This is a genomic window from Microbacterium invictum (assembly GCF_034421375.1).
Lineage (GTDB): Bacteria > Actinomycetota > Actinomycetes > Actinomycetales > Microbacteriaceae > Microbacterium > Microbacterium invictum_A.
Genome location: NZ_CP139779.1, coordinates 2,920,424 through 2,940,795, shown reverse-complemented (window position 1 = coordinate 2,940,795; position 20,372 = coordinate 2,920,424). Strand labels below are relative to the sequence as shown.

Here is a 20,372-nt window from a genome sequence, read left to right as displayed (position 1 = left end):
CAGCGCCGTTGAGGTATGACCCGTCGCCGAACGATTTCTCCGAAACCGGAGGGGGCGCCATCGGCTCATTCCCGCTCGAAGGGTCCGTGCTCGTTGCGCGTGGGGCTCGCGGGTCGGTGCAACCGACCGTCATCGCAGCAATGATCCCGGCGACGATCAGGAACCGACCGATGGACCGCCTTCGCTCAGGCCGCACGTCGAGATTCCGCGTAGCGCAGGGCGTGCTCGAGCAGGTGGCCGCTCGTGTCGGCGGAGAATCGATCCAGCCAGGCATCGACGCCGTCGACGTCGAGCCGCGCTGCCCGCTCCACGGCGTCCGCGATGGAGTTCGGCTGCGTGTCGAGCGCAAGCTCCCCCGTCACTCCCGGGACGATCGCATCAGCGACTCCGAGCGTGCTGGAGATGGCGACGGATGGCACGTGCAGCGACGCGGCTTCGATGAGCGGACGGCCGAAACCCTCTCGATCGGAGGGAAGGAAGACAACCGTCCTCTTCGTGATGTGACGTCGCCAGCCACCTGCAGAGTCGTACGTCTCGAGAGAGACTCCGCGAAGATCGGCGAGCGCGTGAAGCTGGGGGAGTCCGTCTCCGTCGGCGGGAGCCAGCACGCTCGTCGGCGTCCCCCGTCGAGTAAGCACCTCGGCAGCGAGAACGGCCAGATGTGAGTCTCGCGCATCACCGACCGGCTCTGGGACCACCAGGCTCACGGCTCCGTCCGACGCGGGGAGGTAGGGGCGGCTCACGTCAACGGTCGAGGGATCTGTCACTGCGCGCGGCACGACGAGACTCCGACTGGCAGGTACGCCGAACGCTGCGGTCAGCTCCGCGGCCCCGGGGTGAGTGGCCGAAAGCGCCACGTCCGCGTGCCGGTACCACTGCCGGGCAAGGGCGAGAAGTCCACGCTCCCGGAGCGTGAGGCGTCGCCCTGGAATGGATAGCACTGCGTTCTCTGAGATCGCCACGAGGGGCCTTTCAGCGCCGGAGAAGCTTCGCGCTGCGGCGATCGCGACCAGATTCGCGCGTGTTCCCGACGCGAGGATCGTCTCGATGCGTCGATCCGAAATGAGCCGGCGGACCGCTGCGATCTGTGAGCGAAGACCGCGGGGTGACGTCGGGCTCAGGAAACGCACCGTCGGATCGAGGTCCTTCGGTCGAGCGATCGCGATCAGGGATACCGCGTCGACCTCGTACCCCGCGCGGGACAACCAGTTCATCCATCCCACGCCGACGTCGCCTGTTCCGCGGCCGTGCGCCCGAGCGATGACGACGGCGACGCGCTTCTTCGTTACTGCGAGCACCAGACCTCCCCGGACGAGCCTAGGGGAACCCACCGTCGTCAAACGGTGGGTTCCCCGAGACATCATGCGATTGTTACCGCCGGGAAACGAGCCAGGTCAGGGGGAGCAGAAGACGTTCGTCTGGCCCTTCGTCGCACCGGTCACCCAGTTGTCGCATGCGGCGCGACTGCCCGAGCCGGCATCTTGGATCCACACTCCGAACGCATTCGCGTCGACAGAGCCGGCGTTGCCACGGAAGACATTCCGCAGGCCCCAGCTCCCCCACACCATCGATGAGTAGCCGTGTTCCACCGCATCCGTTCCGGTGTTGCGCGTGACGAGATAATCGTTTCCCGTCACAAGGATCCACGCAGACGCGCGCGAACCGGAGCGGTGGCTCTTGATGACGTTGTCTCGGATGATCCCCCCGCTGGTTCCCTCCTTCGCTTCGATCGGCTCGGCGCCTGCCTGGAGGATGGTGTTGCCCGCGATGACGTTCCTGTCCGACCTGTCAGGCTGGCCGCCTGTCACTTCAGCCCAACGCCGCTGCGACGTGCCGATGTAGATCCCTTCGCCGTAGGCGATGTCGGCGGCGCCAGGGCGTTCGACCAGGTTGCCGATCACCGTGCTGTCCGTGGTGAAGGCATAGAGGTGGATCGCCTCGTAACCGACATCCTTCACGTTCAGTTCGGCGATGGAGATGTGAGAGCTGTACTTCACCATCACGCCCTGAAGCGCCTTGTTGACTGTGAAGCCCGCGAGTCGGACGTGTTGGGAGTTCTCGATGCGGAGGGCGGTTCCGGATGTCGTCGAGATTCCTTGGACGACGGCAGACCGCGGCCCGCAGATCCAGATTGGGGCGTCTGCCGTGCCGGATGCCGCCAGGAGGAATCCACGCGTATAGGTGCCCGGTGCGAGGTGGATCGAGGTCCCCGGCCCTGCGCCGGCCAACGCTGCCGTGAGCTCCAACGAGTTGGAGACCGTTACCGTCGCGGCGGGACAATTGCTGGCGAGCACGGGCGGGACGATCGCCGCTTCGACCACGGGCTCACCGACCACGAATGAGTCGAAGTGGGTCATCTTCCCGCCCGACGCACTGTTCGCCGTCCCGCTCGACTTGATCATGATGGTGTGCGGCCCGTCGGGCAGGTTGCGAGCGGTGAAACCGCGCACCTTCGTCGTGCTCGACGCCGAGTAGTTGTCTACTGTGGCCTTCAGGACCCCGTCCAGATAGACCTGGATCTTTCCCGCGTTCGGCGACTTCCAGGTGTACCAGGTGATCGTCGGGCCGGAGAACGTCAGCGAGGCCGATGCAGAGCCCGTCGCGTAGCGGATCGCCCCACCGCTGGAGCCCGCGGACGTCAGCCGCGTCCACGAACCGGTGAACGTGATCGCGCTGGATGACTCCTCATAGGTGCCGGCGGCAACCCCGAGCTCCGGCTCAGGCTCAGGCTCCGGCTCCGGCTCCGGCTCGGGTTCAGGCTCCGACGCCGGCGGCGGCGCCGTTGTCGTGTCTCCCCGGACGACGAATGCATCCAGATGGACGATCCGGCCGCTCGACGCGGGGTTTGCTGTCGTGGTCGAGGCGATCTTTATCGTGTGGACGCCGTCGCCGAGACCGGACGCCGTATAGACCACCCCGGTCGTGGTCGTGGGTGAATAGTTGTCGATGACGCCCTTGTCTACGCCGTCGACCGTGATCTGCACCCGGCCGGCATTGGGGGACTTCCACGTGTGCCATGTGATCTCATCGCCGACGAAGGTGAAGGACGCCGAGGCGGTGCTCGTGGCGTAACGGATGGCGCCGCCGCTGGACCCCCGCGACGACAGCGTCGTCCAATTGCCCGTGTAGACGATGGCGGCGGATGATTCTTCATAGGTCCCTGCCCCGACGGCTTGGGGGCCTGAGATCTCTTCGGCGGCAGGCTCGGGCTCCGGTTCTGCCTCCGGCTCCGGCTCTGGAGTCGGAGTCGGGGTTGCGGTCGGTTCGGCCGAGGGCTCCTCGACGGGCGCCGGTTCCTCGACGGCCGGCTGCGGCTGCGCGGTGTTGCCGGAGACGACGAAGGCGTCGAGATGGATGAGTGTGCCGCTGGACGCCGGGTTCTTCGTCCCTGTCGAGACGATCTGGATCGTGTGCGTGCCGTCCTGAAGGCCCGACTCGGTGTAGCCGACGACCTGATTCTCGGTTCGGGACGAGTAGTTGTCCACGATCGCCTTCTCGACGCCGTCGATGAGCACCTTCACCTTGCCTGCACTGGGGGATCGCCATGTCAGCCAGGTGACGGTGTCGCCGCTGAACGTCAGCGAGGCCGAAGCGGACCCACTCGCGTAACGAATCGCCCATCCGCTCGAGCCCATCGACGTCAAGGCGGTCCAGTTCCCGGTGTACTCGATGGACGAGGAGCGCTCCTCGTAGGTTCCACTGCCGACCGCGGCGAGAGCCGGGGTCGCGACACCGAAAGGCGTCAGCGCGACGGCGAGTGCGGTCGCGAGTAGAAGGAGCAGTACCGAGCGGGGCGTGGAGATTTTCATCAGTGGTCCTCTCTACTCGCCGGCGTTCCCACAAACGCCGACGGGGGATGACCGAGGCTCGCTGAGCCCCGCTCGGATGAAGCTGTTCAATTACGGTTACGCAACGTCACCAAAGTTGCTGATGTGACTGGTGTGAGGCTCATCGTAGAGCGACACGCCTCTTTCAGGGAAGTCACAGTTTGCAGATTTTCAGGAAAATGTCACCTGTCGGCAATCTTCAGCAGGGCACGGTGCGCCCTGAGCGACGTCTTCGCCGTGACCGCGAGCGCGAAACGCCGAGCGTCTCGACGGCGCGCTAACAGAGCGATGTCAGACCATCGAAGCTGCTGCCGCCGATCGCGCAGATGAGCCCGGCGCTCCGACGGAGAGTACGCGGCCAGGAGCGCATCCTTGATCCCCGAGAGCTGCACGTACCGGGCCCGGAAGTACCGCAGATCCGGGTGTCCACTGAGGCTGAGGTGCTTCGCCGTATCGGTGACGACGGCGTCGATCAACTTCAGGGACGAGGCGCGTTGAGACACGGAGGTGATGATCGAGTCGTCGCGCAGCTGGTACCGGTAGACCACCTGCGGCGCGAGAGACACCCGCGCAGAACGAGCGAGGGCCTCTGCGACCATGATCATGTCCGACTGGACCCGAGCCGGGGTGAAGCTCACCGCATCGATGATCGAACGGCGGAACAGCTTGTTCCACAGGTGACCGGTGATCTCGCCGCGGAGAAGCATCCGGAAGCCGGAGTCGGCGTCGGGGATGACTGCCGGGATGGCGAGAGTGCGCCGCGATCCACCACGGTAGACGAACTCCGCTTGCGCGATGACGACATCGGCGTCAGAGCTGCGCGCCGCGCCGAGGAGGATCATCAGGGCGTCGTCCGGCCAATCGTCGTCTGAATCGACGAACCAGATGTACTCTGCACGGCTGGCTCGGACGCCTTCGCGGCGAGCATGCGCGACGCCCACGTTGTGGGGGAGGAGGAGCGCGCGAACCCGGGAGTCGTCCGCCGCCAGAGCTTCGGCCGTCGAGCCGGTGTCGTCGCCGGATCCGTCATCGACGATCACGATCTCGAAGTCGGCGTGCTCCTGCTCGAGCAATCGGGGGATGGCGGTGCGAAGGTGTCGCGCGGACCGGAACGCCGGCACGACGATCGACACCGCGGGGGTCATGTCAAGATCCCCTTGCGGATCAGCCGGGTGCGGAGAGCCTCCGTCACCTCGCCGAGTCGGGAGCGCGAGTCGACGACGGCCCGCATGATGGGTTCGCGACGCGTGAGCGCGTCATTGACCGTTCGGTCCACGGCCGCGACGTCTTCGAGGTCACGTGTCACGCTGGTTCGCGGAATCCCCGCGCCCTCCAGGGTCCGGGTCACCTTGTCGCTGCTGCCGGTGCTGAGCGCGAGAGGCACCGCTCCCTCGGTTGCGGCGATGACGAGTGCGTGAAGCCGGTCGCTGAGCACGAGCCGGCTCTGCCGATACACCTCCCGCAGTCGAGCCTCCTGAGTGGCGTGGTCGTCGTCGAGCCACGTGAGGGCGTCACAGCCGAGACGGTCGGCCAAGTCCTCGGCGAGGGGTCCGTCGCGTTTGATCTGAGCCACGACGACGGGCTCGAGATCGAGTCTTTCCGCCATCGCGGACACCGTGTGCACCCACGCGTCCGTCGGCCGATCACGGGCCATGTGGCTCAAGCCCTGTCGGACGGCAATCGCCAACCGGGGACGAGCGAGTTCATCATCGAGGATGACCTCTGCTGGCGCGCCCAACGCGAACGCCCAGTCAGGGGTGACGGAGCCCAGACCCATCATCCGGCGGCTCTGCTCATCGCGCCACGAGACGGCATCGCACAGACGCAGGACGCCGGCGATCGGGCGTCGCCACGGTGTAGGGCGCCGCACGCCGACACCGAGTTGCACCGCGGCGCCGCCTCTAAGACGATTGACCGCGAGGAGCGGGGCGAGCTTGAGATAGCGGAGCGCGAAGCGCCGCTCCACCTCGATCTCTCCGGTGTCGAACGCGTAGATGCCGCCTCGACCGAGCAGGCTGCTCGCGACGGCGCTCCGCCAGGCTTGGGGATCGCGCTCGATCTCGTCCTCGGCCTGAAGCCCGAGACCCGAGATGTATCCATCCGACTTGTCGCCGACGAAGACTCGCAGGGGAGCCAGGGTACGGAGATGGTCGAGGAAGCCTCGGCGCAGAACGGTGTCGCCGACGTTGTCGTACTGGCCCACGGCCGATGCGAGAATCCTCACGCGAAATCTCTCTCTCGCAGCCCGAAGTGCGGGGCGTCCATGCGATGGATGGCAGAGCTCAGGGCATCCGTCAGAAGCCGTCCGCTCTCATTCGTAGAAAATCTTCTGCCCCAGTCCCGTGCACGCGTCATGTCCACGCGCGCGGCGGACTCGACCGCGTCGGCCAGGGCATCAGCGGTTCCGACAAGGGCGAACTGTCCGCTCAGACCGGGCACGAGAGCGTCTCCGACGCCGAAGGAGTTCGACACCGCCACGCTCGGGAACCCTGCCTGTGCCGCCTCGACGAGGATGTTGCCGAAGCCTTCTCGGTAAGAGGGCAGGACGACGACGGAGCCCGCGGGGGTGGCGGCTGCCCAATCATCGACCCACCCCGGCGACTCGACCGGCACGCCCGAAGCCTCTGCGTGCGCTGCGAGATCGGCCATGCCCGACTCCGTGGTGAAGCACAGCAGACGGGCATCGATCCCTCGCGCGCGGAGGACGGCGGCCGCGTCGACAGCTAGATTGACCCGCTTCTGTGGCACGAGCCTCATCGGCAGTGCCAGCCGCAGGACACCGTCAGGTTGTGCCGACGTCTCACGCGTGCCGCGCGCCTCGGCGCGTTGGCCCGCCGGGTTCGGAACCACCACGACCCGGTCCGCGGGAACACGGTACGCGCTCACGAGCTCTGCGCCCACGGCATGCGAGACGGCGATGGCCATATCGGCGCGACGATACCAGCGCAGCGCCACGGCCCGGCGTACGCGCTCCGGCAACCGAAGGGGCTCGTTCTCGCGTGACGTGATGTTGCGCTCCGAGATGACAACGGCCACGTGCCGCAGCCCGCGCGCTGCGGCGAGACTCACGAGGTTCGGAAGGGACTGCAGCGACAGGATGACGTCGAAGCGGCCCTTCACTGCGGCGCGCAGCGCACGCACCGTCGCGAGGGTGGAGTCGCCTTCGAGGGGAATGTGCGTGACACGATCGGGAGCGACGCCGTCATCGTGGACCGTCGTGGTCGCAAGACCGACGGTGTGCCCTTGACTCGCGAGCCACCCAGCCCACGTCAGTGCGACGAACTCCGCGCCGCCGCCGCGGAACGACGTCGTGACCACCAAAACCCTCATCGGGGTCGGCGCCACGGTCACGCTCGCGAGGGACGGAGGTCGCGGTATGCCGCGGCAGCGACGTCTGCATCCGCTCCGCTGCGCGGCGCGTCCATCAGCACCACGCCGAGAACCTTCGCGTTGACGGTGGCGAGAGACGTCCGTGCCGCACGCAACTGCTCCGCGCTCACCGATCCCGACGAGACCGCCAGAACCGTGGTCGCGGCGTTCGTCGCCGCGAAGAGCGAGTCGCTGAGCGGCAGAACGGGCGCGGAGTCGATCAGAACGACGTCGTACAGGCTGGACAGTGTCTTCACGACCTGGTCGAACCGCGAACTCGCGATGAGTTCTGCCGGGCTCTCGTTGGTGTTCCCCGAGGGAAGGATCGCCACCCCGTTCACCGACTGGATGACCTCAGCCGGGGTCGAGGATCCGTTCAGGCATTCCGCGAGACCCGGGCCGTCGAGCTTGAAAGCCGTGGAGATCGACCGCGACCGGAGATTTGCATCGATGACGGCGACGTTGGCACCGAACTCTCGGAAGGTGAGGGCAAGGTTGCTGGTCAGGGCAGCCGACGAATCCCGCGGTGTCGCCGCGGCGATGGCGATCACCCCGAGGCTTGCTCCCGGCATGTGACCGAGAGTCGCTGCGATCGTGCGGTAGGACTCGGACACCTCGCTGAGCGGGCGGTCGGCGACCGTGGTGAACGAGTCAGCCCCGCGCGCGTGCGGGATGCTTCCGAGTGTCTTCAGATCATGGCTGTACGAGGCGATGTCGCCCGCGTTGTACACCTTGCGATCGGTCATGGCGGCGATGGCGATCCAGATGATGCCGACGGCGAAGCCGGCGAAGGTGCCGATGGCGATGTTGATCAGCAGGTTGGGAGTGGCTGGCTCGTCGTCCGGCACCGGATCCGCCAGGGAGGCGATCCGCAACGGGGGAGTGCCACCCGCCGTAGGAGTCTCGAGCTCGAGCACCGTTTCGGTGAAGGTGGCCGTCACCGCGTTCGCGAGAGCGACCGCATCGTCGGGATTCGGCGCGAGCGCCTCGATCGTCATCACGGCACTGCTCGGCGGAACGGTGATGTTCAGGCGGAGGGCGAGTTCGTCCGTGGTGTCGGTCAACCCGAGCTCTTCGATGACGGCGTTGAGAACACGCGGCGAGTTCGCTACTTCGATGTACGAGTAGACCTTCTGAATCGCGAAGTTGTTCGCCTGGACGAGCTCGGACGAGTTCGCGCCGGCAGGCGAGTCGAAGGCGACAAAGACCTGGCTCGTGGCGCTGTACTGCGGGGTCATGATGAGGCTGGCGCCAGCCCCGGCGGCCCCGCCGAGAACGGTGAGAGCCACGAGGGCCCACCACCACTTTTTTAGAGCACGGACAAGGGTTGTGGGGCTCATCGAGTTATCCGTTCGTCTGTTGCGCGGTGTTCGCGATGCAACAGGGATGCCCAGCCCGAAACGGGGACACGCCGCCCCCGTCGCAAGCTGTGAACTGTCGAAACGCTATCGGAAGATTGTTGCATCTGTGTTGCGGTGCGTGAGGGTCAGATGAAGTTAGCGTGACGCATTGGCGGACAGGAAGCCCAGGACGTCCGCCGCCGTCGCCGGGTCGAGAAGTGAGAGGCCGTGGCGATCGCCGTCGACGATCTCGAGTTCGACGGGCACGCCCGCGGCGCCGATCGCCGACTCGAGGAGCTCAGCCTGATCGACGGGAATCAGCTCCTCGGATCCATGCACGAGCAGGGTGGGCGGCAGACCCGACACGTTGAAGACCGGGGATGCCTCCGCGGCCACGGCGCAGTCGGTGATGTCCGTGCAGCCGAGGTATCCGAGGACGACGGTCTCGAGGTTGGGATCGGGATCGCCGAGTTGCAACGCGTCCGCCGTCAGGTCCCCGCCGGCAGACAGCGTTACGACCGATGCAGCAGGAGTGCCGTTCAAGCCCAGCCGGTCCGCCGCGCTCAGCGCGATGATCCCGCCTGCCGAGCTTCCCAGCAGTGACAACTGGTCGGGATCGATGTCGAAGCGGTCGACCTGCTCGGGCTGTCGGAGCCACGAGACCGCGCTGAGGGTGTCATCGATCTGAGAGGGATAGGTGGCCGGAAGCAGGCGGTAGTCGATCGGGAACGCGGCGAACCCCTGGCCGGCGAGGCGCTCGCACAGATCCAGCATGTTCGAACGGTCACCCTCTTGGAACGCGCCGCCATGAATCAGCACGACCGACGGGAAGGGGCCGGCCGAGCGGTCGCCGGGGATGCACGCGTCGAGCGCGAGCTCCTCGCCGTCCACCGTCGCGAACGGGATCGACTTGCCCACGTCGATGTCGGCGGTTGCGGATGCTGTCGGTGACGGGGCGGGGCTGGGCGCGCACCCGGCCAGAAGCAGCACCGCTGCAGCGATCGCGACCGTCGCGCGAGTGACCCTGTTCATTCATCTCCTCCACGTGAGAGCACTGATCGGTAGACGTCCCGGTGGCGCCGGCCCACCTCATCCCAGTCCCTGCCTTCGAGACGGGGCCGTTCGTCCGCGCCGAGCACCTCGGCGGCGGCGAGGGCGCCGTCGAGGACCTCACCGTCGAGGTCGCCGTCGTACAGCTGCACCCACGGGGCGCCGACTTCTGTCGCCAGCGCCTCGTTCGACGGCGTGCGAGGAACGAGGATGGGCCGGTCGAGGGACAGCGCGACGAGGGCCGCTCCTGAATTGTGCATCTCTGCATAGGGGAGCACGACGAGCGTGGCTGCGGTGATCTCGGATACCAGTTCGGAGTCCTCGACGAAGGCGAGGCGCGTCGTCACGTCGGGGTGTGACGCAGCGGCGCGCTCGATGCGGCCACGCAGTTCGGGGCTCGGTGAGCCGACGATGCGCAGGTGGGTGCCCGGTCGTGCTTCGGCGGTATAGACCTCGATCAGTTTCTCCACGTTCTTGTACGGCCGGATGATTCCGAAGTAGAGGATACGGCCGCTCTCTCTGAGAGAACGTCGGTGGTCTGCGAAGCGGTCGCGGTAGTGACCGTGCAGAATCGTCACCGCCGAATAGCGCGTCGGCAGATCGGTGGTGGGATTCAGGCGGATGAAGAGTGCCGTCTGCCGGTCGACGGCGGCGAGGATGCGCCGCTCGGCGCGGCCGCCGCTCTCGTGCGGCTGCAGATTGTGCACCGTCCGCACGATCGGCGTGCCCCGACGTCGTGCGAGGAAGAGCGTTGCCCTCATCGCCTGTCGCTTCGCGAACCTCTTCGGGCGTGAACGGGCACGCAGGAGAAGCTCGGGCCAATGGAGATGCAGCACGTCGTAGTCGCCGCGGAGGGCTCGCTTCCACGAGAAGTAGGTGACCTCGACGTCATCGGGCGCACCATCGGTCATCTGGTCGACGTACTTCGTCGTGCCATCAGGCGGTGCCAGAGAATGCAGGACGCGGATGCGACCGGTCACGACAGGCACTCCTGGCCGAAGACCAGGATGTCGCGCGACAGCGACGCGATGCTCGCGTCCGCAGACGCCGTCAGTGAGGTCACCGTGTGGCCCGACTCCTGCAGACCGGACACGAATGCGTTGGCGTCCGTGACGCGTGCTTCGGGTGCAGCGGGGACGATGACGCGATAGACCGTGTCGGTCGGCAGCCCCGGGATCAGGAGGCTGGGATTCTCTGCCGCATCGGGGATGCGTCCCCATCCCGTCGCGATCTGCTGGCGGACCCGAGGATCGGCGGTAGCGAGGGTTGCGAGGTCGGTGACCGGAGCGACCGCATACGTGCACGCGACGGGCACGTCGGGCTCTCGACTCAGGGCGGTCACTGCGGTCGTCGCTCCCATCCCCACGCCGAAGTAGAGGACGGGAACGTCACCCACCTGGGGCTCCGCCCAAGCCCGCAACTCCGACAGGCTCGTCGTCGATGTCGGGGATCCCCACGATGTTCCGCCCAGGTCACCGGTCGCGATCGCGAGGCCCGCGTCGTTCAGCGCGTCCGCCAAGGCGCCGACGAGAAGTGTCGAGGCGTCATCACCGGCATCGGGGAGGAGATATGCGATCCCTATCGTGCCGGAGGTCGCGGGACGCAGAAAGACTCGCTGGCCCGACACCGTGTCCGTGACGAGGTTCGCCGGGACAGCAGGCTCAGTCGGCGGCGGGGGAGGGGTGTACTCCGGTACCGCGACGGGCGACAGGGTCGCTGCGGGGATCGGTCGTGGAGTGGTTGCGGTCACCGTCAGAAAGCCCCCGACGGTTGCCAGCGCGAGGATGATGCCCGATCCGATGAAAGCCCACCGCCGCGTCCGTCGGGACCGCCCCACCTGGTCTTCGGATGGGTCGGCGACGAGCCGCCCCGATCGACGGATGAATGACGCGCGGTGTTTCACCGTCCCCACCGTAACGGCTGTACATGACGGGTCTGTTTCCGTACTCTGAATCGTTGGCCGGAGCCGGCGGATCACAGGGGGCCCGTCTTCGTCTCCTCGAGTACTCACGTGCCTGTAACACGTGAGTAACCTCAGGCGCTCATACAGCGGTCATAGTGAGAATGGTTGATTCCGATGTCGGGGGCCTGGCGAGCGGGGACTCGCCTCTTGTCGAACGCGGCATCGGCTTCCGCCCGAACTGGGGAGTTCGATGGTCACTCTCGCGCCGAGTGAAAGCGCTCAGCCGAAGATGTCGAGCGGGCGTATGACGCTGGAACGTCGTCGTACAGACGACTCCCCTCCTGGCGCCCCCGCGCCGGGGGGGCGGGGGATCCCGTTGGGCCAAGCGCTACGCGGGGTGGCTCGTCCTCAGTGACACCCTCATCGTTCTCACCTCGCTGACCCTCGCAACCATCCTCGGTTCGCAGCCGTACATGCTTCCCGCATTGCACGGGCGGACCGAGGTGTCGGTGATCTTCGTGGCAGCGACGATCGCCGGGGTCATCCTTCTGCTCCTCTCGATGCTCGGCAGCCGAAACAGCCGTGTGGTCGGGACTGGGACCGAGGAGTATCGCGCCGTCGTGCATGCGGTGTTCCTGTCCTTCGCAGGCGTTGCGCTCGTGGCGTATCTCGCGAGCGTCGCAGGTATTCACTTCGTTCTGTTCTTCGGATTGCTCTCGGCAGGAGGCGCTCTCGTCCTGTCGCGCTGGCTCTTCCGCAAGTGGCTGGTCAGAAGGCGCCGCAGAGGCGAGTGGTCGGACCGGGTGCTCATCGTCGGGTCGGAGCAATCGATCGCGAAGACCGCCGCAGATCTCGCACGCACACCGGCAGCGGGACTCCACGTGGTCGGTGCGTGCACTCCGAGTGGTCGCATCGCCGACTACATCCCGGGCACCAACATCGCTGTATCGGGGTCTGTCACGAACGTCATCGAGACGATGGAGCGTGTCGGCGCCGACACCGTCCTCATCAGCAGCTCGAACGAACTCGATGCCGGCACGGTTCGGAGCCTCAGCTGGAAGCTCGAACCCGGTCGGCACCACCTCATCGTCGCCCCCAGCCTCACGGATATCGGGGGGCCTCGACTTCACACGAGACCGGTCGCGGGCCTGCCGTTGGTGCATGTCGAGACGCCGAGGTACGGCGGGGGAAAGCTCTATGCCAAGCGGGCGTTCGATATCGCCGCGTCGGGGATGCTGTTGCTGATCCTCTCGCCTCTGCTCGTCATCGTCGCCGTGTTGGTCGGCGCGACGACGCCCGGTGGCATCCTCTTCCGGCAGGAACGCGTCGGGCTCGGCGGCGAGACATTTCCGATGCTCAAGTTCCGCTCGATGTTCATCGACGCCGAAGAACGGCTTGCGGAGCTCCAGGCCGTCGCGGGCGATCGCGGAAACGACGTGATGTTCAAGATGAAGGATGACCCGAGGGTGACCACTGTCGGGCGGTTCCTGCGCCGCTACAGCCTCGACGAACTGCCCCAGCTGCTCAATGTGCTGCGCGGATCGATGTCGCTCGTCGGGCCCCGTCCCCCGCTGGTTCGCGAGGTGGAGCTGTATTCCGACACCGTTCATCGGCGGTTCCTGGTCAAGCCCGGTATCACCGGCCTCTGGCAGGTCAGCGGACGCAGCGACCTGAACTGGGAAGACACGGTCAGGCTGGATCTGTTCTACGTGGAGAACTGGACCCTGACCGGCGACTTCGCGATTCTCTTCAAGACCGTTCGGGCTGTGCTGAAGACCGATGGGGCCTACTGAGCCGCGAAAGTACAGCCAGACCAAGGCCCGGTGAGTCTCACCGGCGAGAGGGGGCGACCCTCGTGTCGTCGTCGAGGCGAGGCGTCTTCGCCGGGCGCAGCCGCTTCTCGAAGGGCCGCTCGACGACGACGTGGAGCAGCCATGCGGCGGCGATCGAGAGGATGAGCGCGACGCCGAGCCAGAGGTACGGGGCGTCGATGCCGAGGGCGCGCGGAGCTCGGAAGGTCACCGAGAGCACCATGGCGTGGAGGAGGTAGAAGCAGTACGACCACACACCGAGCTCGACCAGCGGCTTCCACCGGAACAGACTCGGGCGCTCGCCGAGGTCAGCCGTGGCGATCGCTCCGACGAGAAGCACGAAGGGGATGAGGGTCACAGCGTATCGCGACAGCGAGTAGGGCGCGATGGATGCCAGCGCCACCGCGGCGAGGGAGAGGACGACCGCTGCCCAGAGCGGCACGGGCAGACGGAATCCGCGGCGGAACAGCATTCCGAGCGCCACACCGATGATGAACTCCATCAACCTCAGCGGCGGGAAGATGATGAGGAACCAGCGGGCGAACGGCGACTCTGTCACGTTCAGGGCCGCAAGGGCAACCCCGAGGCTGATCGACGCCGCACCGGCAGCCACCAAGACAACGCCTCGTGTCTGCAGCCGACGCATGGCCCGATGGATGAGCGGGAACATCAGGTAGAAGAAGGCCTCGCACGAGAGGCTCCAGAAGACGGCGCTTCCTGCGAAGTAGGCATCCTCGATCGGTATCCAGGCCTGAAGAAGCGTCGGCGGTAGAGCATCCCACGCCATGAGATTGCCTGAGACGAGAAGCAGGGCGAGCGACACCAGCCAGGCGGCGATGAACGCGGGATAGATCCGCGCGAACCGTCGTCGGTAGAACAACGATGGCCTGTCGTCCTCGCGCGCGGTCCACGCCATGACGAATCCGCTGAGGATGTAGAACAGCGACACGCCCACCATGCCGGCGGAGAAGACCTCGAGACCGCTCACGTAGTGGAGGGCGTGGAAGCCGAAGACGAGCAAGGCCGCGAAGAAGCGCACGCCGGTGAGCGAGTCGAGGCGAAGCAGGCGCGCGCTGTTCGGGCCGGACGACGTCATGAGAGGCATCCTCCCACTTGGACGTTTCTCTGCCGTTAACTCCCGCCTCGCAGCGCGCTGAAGTGTCTAGCTGCCGGTAGAGCGGGTCAGTGTGGAGAACAGCGACGCCTCTCCGCGCCTGCGGGCGTCCGCGATGGAGATGGTGCGGCCCAGGATGAGTCCGGCGACGAGTGAGAGGAGGAACCAAATCGACAGGGCGATCAGGGAAGTAACCATGAGACTCTCCTTCGAGTCCGGTGGTGCATCTGGCGAGGTACTTCGAACGATAGCGGGATCGTGCGTCGCCAGGGGACACTGTCCGCGTGTCGCAGGCCTTGTTGTCACACGGCGCGGTCGTCTACTCCTCGAGCGTCGTCGACAACATCGATATGCATCCGGGGTCTCGAGCCGGTGTGCGATCACTCCTTCGCTTTCAGGGCTGATTCAGTTGGTCCTGGTTCAACGCCACGTAATTGCTGACCGCAAGCCGCAGTTCGGCTTCGACATCGGAATGCCGTTGATCGGCGATGGCCTGCATCTGAGCCACCAGGTGTTCGTCTTCCGGTGCCACGACGAAGCCGAAAACTCGCTTCGCCTGCACGCGGTCTCGACTCCGCCGGCCGCCCCCCGACCCCTCGCGCATCTTGCTGAAAATCGTGTCCATGAAGTCAAGATACTGGCGTGAAAAGCTCACTTCTGCTTTGCGACGTCGACGCCGAACGTCACTCGCCACTCGGGGGCTGTCGGATGCTGCCGGGCCCACCCGGCGCCGAGGCGAATGGTGGGGCGGTCTGATCGAAGGCCCGTCGCAACCGGCTACGGGAGGGCGACCTGCTCCCCACCGGGTGGTGTCGTGCCGGAGTCGACGACGACGAGGGCGTCGAGGACGATGTTCGACCCGGTCGAGGACCGGTTCTTGCGTCCCGTGCGGCGAATCGTGATCGTGTGCTCGCCGCGTGCGAGGGCGGGGCTCGTCCAGACGGTCTGCGAGTACCGCGAGGCTGGACTGTAACGATCGACGGTGGCGACGACGATCCCATCGAGCACGACCTCGTTGATGCCGGATGCCGGCGAGGTGCGGCTGATCCAGCTCACACCCGTGCCGGTGAAGGCGAGGGTTACCGATGCGCCGGAGCTGCTGGAGTGGGCGATGCTACCGCCGCTGTCCTTCGAGGAGGTGAGCACCGCCCACGTGCCTGTCAGGGCGATCTGGCCCGATCCGTTCTCGTATGTGCCCGCCCCAGGCAGCGCGGGCGGGGCTGGGGTGTCATCCTTCGCATCGACGAGCCACTGGCGGAACGTGTCGAGCATGTCCTTGTTGGTCGCTGACGGCACCCCATGACCGCCGGTGCCGGTCGCCGGTGTCTCGAACAGGGACGCATTCGCCGCGAAGGGCGACGCGGCGGCGTACAGAGCGCGGCCGTGAGAGGCGAAGGGTACAACGGTGTCAGCAGGGGTGCCCGTGATGCGCAACCGCGTGCCCTGCCACACCGAGCGGGGCATCCGTGCCGGGTTTGAGGCCGCGAGGAGCCCCCAGTCGCCGTTGTAGTCGTCGATCGTGTCGTCCGGCAGTCGCCGTGCCCGCTCCTCCATGTCGTAGACGCCGTTCACGGTATACCCGCCGATCACTGCCGGAATGAGGCGGTTGCCGTAGGCCCACGTCAAGAGCGCGCCACCGGCCGAGGTGGCACGCAGCAGGCTCGCGGTGATGTTCCACAGCCCGTTGGCCCAATCGACGACGGCCCTCAACAGCTCGAGCGCGCGCGGACCGGTCCAGGTCGTGCCGCCGAAATTGGGGCAGATGCTTACGAGCCCGTCGTCCGCCAGCTGGTCGGCAACGTAGCCGAAAGCGGTGGAGAGCGATGTGTGATTGCTCCCGTTTGCATGGAAGAACCAAACCACACCCTGGCGGCCAGTGGCAGACGGTACTGCGGTGTGCGGTACGAAAAGCCGCACCGGGTCGCCGCTGACCATGACGTCGATCACCTCGTACCGGCTTCGCCCGGTGCGTGATGTGACGGTGGCCGTGCGCGCAGTCTCACCCGGCAACCGCGGGATGGCTGCGTACGATGCAGCCGCTGACGGTCCTGCGGCGGAAGCGAGGGCACCGGCCGCACCCAACAGCGACCCGGCGAGCAGGACGCGTCGCGTAACGAGAGGGGGTGATTTTGGTGTGTCGCGCATGGCCTGGCCTCCGTTCATCCGGCATCCAGGACTTCCGGTGGCGCGTCGCGATGCTGGCGTTTCGAGACTAGAGCACGCTGATATATCGCCGCCAACACAGCTTTGGACTCTCGCGCAAGCGGTGCCCCTGACACCGTCAGGTGCGTCTCGCAGCCTGTGTCCCTTTCCACGGCCGGCCAGGATCAGACTGGTGAGCGTACGCGCCCCGCAATGGTCAGTCCTGTTCGCGGCGGTGGGCAAGACCCGTCGCGAACTCTTGTGCGCGCGTCGACGGCTCCCGCACCGTAAACGGCCAACCCGCACCCCTGAGGTTGCGTGCGAACAATTTCGTGTGCCGCGCAGGGAGGGGGTGTCGGAGTTGTCGGGCCCGGTGTAGACGAGCCGGACCGGGACGCTGAACACGGTTGCGGGAATGCGTGCCGGGTTCGTGGACCGCATATACGACGTGTTGCCGCCGTTCGCGAAAAACCGGACAGGCGCATCCCGAACCCCATCAGGCTCACGTCAGCGCCTCCGTGTCGTCAACGCCGTTGACGACGTGCAGGCCGCGGATAATCGGCAGGAGAGCTTCGCCGGTGGCGGAAGTGGGGAGGCATACACCGTGCAACGCGCCGAAGAGGACGTTACTCGATCGTCTCCCCCATCCGCCGCAACTCGACCTCGTGCGCGGTGTGCGCGACGGTGAGGTGCTTCAGCGCCTTCGTGGACGAATAGAGCGACCCGGCCGGGTTAAGGCACACCACAACATGTCGCGCGTCGATTAGCGCGGCACCGGTGCCTGCGTAACCGCCAAGGAGCGCGTCATGCGACGAATCGTAGGCATGAAAAAGCCACAAGAAGGTCACGGTCTTGGCGAAGCGCTCCACGAGGATGAACGCGCGCCGAGTCGCCGTTGACCTTCTCTAGGTACGACAGAAGCCGTGTCGCTTTCGGGGTCACTTTACGGGTTGCGGGCATTAGCACTCCTATGGATCGACGGTTACGCCGTTGATGCGGATGGTGGGCACGGTTGCGCCGGCGGAGAGGATGTGATCCAGTCCGATGTGACGGTCACGTTTCTGATTCGGACCAATCGTCAGGGGTTGAATACTGTGGGGCCATGCCGCGGAACCCAGACTCATTCAGCAGCGTCTTTGACCCGCGTGCGAACGGACTCAACTTCGTGCGGTTGTTTCTCGCGGCGGGCGTCATCCTCTGGCACTCGTTCCCGCTTACGGGGGCCGAGATCGATCTTCTACCGCTCCGCCAACTCCTCGCCGAGGTGTGGGTCGACGGCTTCTTCGCCATATCCGGATTCCTCATCCTCGGATCGTGGATGCGAGACCCGCACGCGGGGCGTTACCTGCGCGCCAGAATCCTGCGGATCCTTCCCGCGTTCTGGGTTTGCCTTCTCGTAACCGCATTCATCGTCGCGCCGCTCGCAACGATGACTTTCGGCATGGGAAACCTCACCTACGTCGTGAAGAATGCCGTTCTGTGGGTGTTCCAATACGGCATCGACGGCACCCCCGCGGGAGTTCCCTTCCCAGGCGTGTGGAACGGGTCCATCTGGACCCTCGCGTGGGAGTTCCTCTGTTACCTGCTCATCCTTGCGCTCGGCGTCACGGGAGCGCTGCGACATCCTCCAGTCGTCCCCGTTCTTTTCATCATTTGTGTGCTGGGGATCGCATTCACATCGCTCGCCCCGGTCGAGATCTGGCTTGTGGAGACGGCGGCGCGATTCGGCAGCATGTTCCTAGCTGGAGCTCTGATCTGGCAACTTCAAGACCGGATCCGCTGTAACCGAAACTTTGTGATGCTCTCAATCTTGCTAGTTGTCGGCTCGCTCTGGTTGCCGGATTATCGGCTGCTGGCGTCGCTCCCGCTGGCTTACCTGATGCTCGTGATCGGCGCCGTCATCAAGACACCGCGCCTTCGGCTTCGGAACGACATCTCGTACGGCGTCTACATATACGCCTTCCCAATCCAGCAAGTCCTTGCCCTCGCAGGCGTGTGGACTCTCGGTGTACCGGGATTTGCATCACTCGCACTTGCCATCACGGTCCCCGTCGCGGCCGCAAGCTGGTTCTTAATCGAGAAGCCAGTGCTCCGTTACAAGAATCAGTCTCTGCGGCGGGCACCGGCCTCAGGGGACGGCAGCGAGGTCCGCGAACACTGACGTGACCCGCGCTCCCCTTGGCGTCCGCCGGTGACCGATCGCGACGCCCAGAAGGCCACCGAGCAGGCAATCGGACAGTCCGATCGGAAGCGGCGCGACGAACGAAGTCGCCCGCAGTCCTATCGCCGTCGATGCAGAGCCGACACGAGCGGGCGTTGCACACCGGACCTTCCAAAACACGGCGTCGACGACGACCACGATCAGGAACAATGGTCCGAAAATCCCCGTTTGACTAGAAACCAGAGACAGAGGTTGTAGGCGTATTTTGAACCGCCCGGGTATCATGTCGACGACGCTCGAAGAGTAGCCCATTGCGACGTGGTGGTTTCTAGTGACCATCGCAACGAGGACCATTCGAAAGGGGTTCTCGTAAGTCGTCTCGTCGTATTCGAAAGGGGCCGGGCCGCCGGCCGATGACGGACAAGCGCCGACAGTTCTTGGAGTTGCTCGGGCAGGGCCAGTCCGTTCGCAGCGCATGCAAGAAGCTCGGGATTTCGCGGTCGTCAGGTAATCTCTGGAAGAACGGTTGGTCGAAGCGACAAAAGGATGGCACGGTCAAGTTCGCGCCACCGCTCGATCCGCTCGCCGCCCGCACGATCTCGTCCCGGTTCCTGTCCGAGACTGAGCGCACTCAGATCGCCGACCTCGCCAGCCGGGGCGATCGCCCGACCGCCATCGGGCGGGCGCTCAGGCGGGCGCCGTCGACGATCAGCCGAGAACTGCGTCGCAACCTGCACGAATCCGGCCAGTATCGACCATTCCACGCGCACGCTGCCGCAGCAACGCGGCGGCGCCGCAGTCGCCCGCTGAAGCTGTCCACGGATGCGAAGCTGCGTACGTTCGCAGCGGCAAGCTCCGGGAGCGATGGAGTGCCCAGCAGATCTCACGGGCGCTCAGACTCGCCCACCCGCACGACCGAGCGCCCGGGTGACGACGGAGACGATCTATCAGGAGATCTACCGCCCTGGATCAGGGATCATCCGCAAGCCGGAACTCTCTCCACTACGCACCGGGCGCGATCACCGGCGCGGGCAGAGCCGTCAGGTCCGCACAAGGCGTCGGTTCGCGCAGCCGATGCTCTCCGTCCACGACCGCGGCTTCGACCCAACTGACAGATCGATCGCCGGTCATTGGGAAGGGGACCTCATCGTCGGACCGCACAACCGTCCGCGATCGGCACGCTCGTCGAACGCCAGACTCGTTTCGTGAAGCTTCTTCACCTGCCCTCGCACAACTCGACGGAACTGCTCCACGCACTCGTGCCACTGAACGACCACCCCCCCGGCCCTTGCGACGGACGGTGACATGGGACCAAGGCACCGAGATGGCCCGACACCTCGAGATCACCCAGGCGACCGGAACGAGGATCTACTTCTGCGACTCGGTCAGCCCCTGGCAACGAGGGTCCAACGAGAACACGAATGGACTCTTCAGGCAGTACTTCCCGAAATCGACGGACCTCTCCGTTCACAGCGCACCGGCCCTCGCCCGTGTCGACAATGAGCTCAACCGGCGACCACGAATCACCCTCGGCGATCAAACCCCAACCGACCTCTTCGCGACCCTGCTAGCCTCCGGAAGTCACCCCTCGTTGCGATGACTGCTGGAATACAAGGACGTCGCAATGGCCTACTCTTCGAGCGTCGTCGACACGA

General features: G+C 65.8%; 16 protein-coding genes and 2 pseudogenes. 4 read left to right on the top strand and 14 right to left on the bottom strand.

Translation table 11 applies throughout. From position 1 onward, the window contains the following. Positions 1 to 185: 185 nt before the first annotated feature. From T9R20_RS14110 to T9R20_RS14070, 9 genes are all read right to left on the bottom strand, one after another. Positions 186 to 1,298, bottom strand: coding sequence for a glycosyltransferase (locus T9R20_RS14110; protein WP_322409943.1), 1,113 nt, complete (start codon positions 1,296 to 1,298; stop codon positions 186 to 188). Positions 1,299 to 1,394: 96 nt separating this feature from the next. Next, entirely contained in the window at positions 1,395 to 3,809 is a 2,415-nt protein-coding gene (locus T9R20_RS14105) for a right-handed parallel beta-helix repeat-containing protein (protein WP_322409942.1), read from the bottom strand. Between the two features lie 200 nt (positions 3,810 to 4,009). Next, positions 4,010 to 4,972 (bottom strand): glycosyltransferase family 2 protein, encoded by a 963-nt coding sequence (locus T9R20_RS14100; RefSeq protein WP_322409941.1) that lies wholly within the window; start codon positions 4,970 to 4,972, stop codon positions 4,010 to 4,012. After that, positions 4,969 to 6,051: a polysaccharide pyruvyl transferase family protein gene (locus T9R20_RS14095; protein ID WP_322409940.1), complete on the bottom strand. Its 1,083-nt coding sequence runs from the start codon at positions 6,049 to 6,051 to the stop codon at positions 4,969 to 4,971. The genes T9R20_RS14100 and T9R20_RS14095 overlap by 4 nt, the downstream gene beginning before the upstream one ends. Beyond that, positions 6,048 to 7,145, bottom strand: a complete 1,098-nt coding sequence (locus T9R20_RS14090) for a glycosyltransferase family 4 protein (RefSeq protein ID WP_322409939.1) — start codon at positions 7,143 to 7,145, stop codon at positions 6,048 to 6,050. Before T9R20_RS14090 ends, T9R20_RS14095 begins: the two co-directional genes overlap by 4 nt. 29 nt (positions 7,146 to 7,174) lie before the next feature. Then, complete coding sequence (locus tag T9R20_RS14085) at positions 7,175 to 8,536, bottom strand: Wzz/FepE/Etk N-terminal domain-containing protein (RefSeq protein ID WP_322409938.1); 1,362 nt, start codon at positions 8,534 to 8,536, stop codon at positions 7,175 to 7,177. Positions 8,537 to 8,692: 156 nt separating this feature from the next. After that, complete coding sequence (locus tag T9R20_RS14080; protein WP_322409937.1) at positions 8,693 to 9,568, bottom strand: alpha/beta hydrolase; 876 nt, start codon at positions 9,566 to 9,568, stop codon at positions 8,693 to 8,695. Continuing rightward, a complete protein-coding gene (locus tag T9R20_RS14075; RefSeq protein WP_322409935.1) occupies positions 9,565 to 10,566 on the bottom strand; it encodes a glycosyl transferase in 1,002 nt (333 codons plus the stop codon). The genes T9R20_RS14080 and T9R20_RS14075 overlap by 4 nt, the downstream gene beginning before the upstream one ends. Next, the gene (locus tag T9R20_RS14070; protein WP_322409934.1) at positions 10,563 to 11,489 is read right to left on the bottom strand and encodes a hypothetical protein; all 927 of its coding nucleotides are present in this window, start codon (positions 11,487 to 11,489) and stop codon (positions 10,563 to 10,565) included. Before T9R20_RS14070 ends, T9R20_RS14075 begins: the two co-directional genes overlap by 4 nt. Positions 11,490 to 11,830: 341 nt before the next feature. Between T9R20_RS14070 and T9R20_RS14065 the strand changes: the two genes are divergently transcribed. Further along, positions 11,831 to 13,282, top strand: coding sequence for a sugar transferase (locus tag T9R20_RS14065; protein WP_322412191.1), 1,452 nt, complete (start codon positions 11,831 to 11,833; stop codon positions 13,280 to 13,282). A gap of 37 nt (positions 13,283 to 13,319) precedes the next feature. Here T9R20_RS14065 and T9R20_RS14060 read toward each other — a convergent pair whose 3' ends face one another. The 5 genes from T9R20_RS14060 to T9R20_RS14040 form a co-directional block, all read right to left on the bottom strand. Next, a complete protein-coding gene (locus tag T9R20_RS14060) occupies positions 13,320 to 14,396 on the bottom strand; it encodes an acyltransferase (RefSeq protein WP_322409933.1) in 1,077 nt (358 codons plus the stop codon). A gap of 66 nt (positions 14,397 to 14,462) precedes the next feature. Next, positions 14,463 to 14,612: a hypothetical protein gene (locus T9R20_RS14055; protein WP_322409932.1), complete on the bottom strand. Its 150-nt coding sequence runs from the start codon at positions 14,610 to 14,612 to the stop codon at positions 14,463 to 14,465. 196 nt (positions 14,613 to 14,808) lie between these two features. Beyond that, the gene (locus tag T9R20_RS14050) at positions 14,809 to 15,039 is read right to left on the bottom strand and encodes a hypothetical protein (RefSeq protein ID WP_322409931.1); all 231 of its coding nucleotides are present in this window, start codon (positions 15,037 to 15,039) and stop codon (positions 14,809 to 14,811) included. 152 nt (positions 15,040 to 15,191) lie between these two features. Further along, positions 15,192 to 16,361 carry a hypothetical protein gene (locus tag T9R20_RS14045; protein WP_322409930.1) on the bottom strand — a complete coding sequence of 390 codons (1,170 nt, stop codon included), beginning with the start codon at positions 16,359 to 16,361 and terminating at the stop codon, positions 15,192 to 15,194. 821 nt (positions 16,362 to 17,182) lie between these two features. Further along, positions 17,183 to 17,425, bottom strand: a complete 243-nt coding sequence (locus T9R20_RS14040; RefSeq protein ID WP_322409929.1) for a hypothetical protein — start codon at positions 17,423 to 17,425, stop codon at positions 17,183 to 17,185. 233 nt (positions 17,426 to 17,658) lie between these two features. Here T9R20_RS14040 and T9R20_RS14035 point away from each other — a divergent pair, with 233 nt between their 5' ends. The 3 genes and pseudogenes from T9R20_RS14035 to T9R20_RS17095 form a co-directional block, all read left to right on the top strand. Further along, positions 17,659 to 18,717, top strand: a complete 1,059-nt coding sequence (locus tag T9R20_RS14035) for an acyltransferase (RefSeq protein WP_322409928.1) — start codon at positions 17,659 to 17,661, stop codon at positions 18,715 to 18,717. 413 nt (positions 18,718 to 19,130) lie between these two features. Continuing rightward, positions 19,131 to 19,241, top strand: a pseudogene (locus T9R20_RS17100) (helix-turn-helix domain-containing protein); the annotation flags it as partial. Between the two features lie 21 nt (positions 19,242 to 19,262). Next, a pseudogene (locus T9R20_RS17095) lies at positions 19,263 to 20,317 on the top strand (IS30 family transposase); the annotation flags it as partial. Between the last annotated feature and the right edge of the window lie 55 nt (positions 20,318 to 20,372).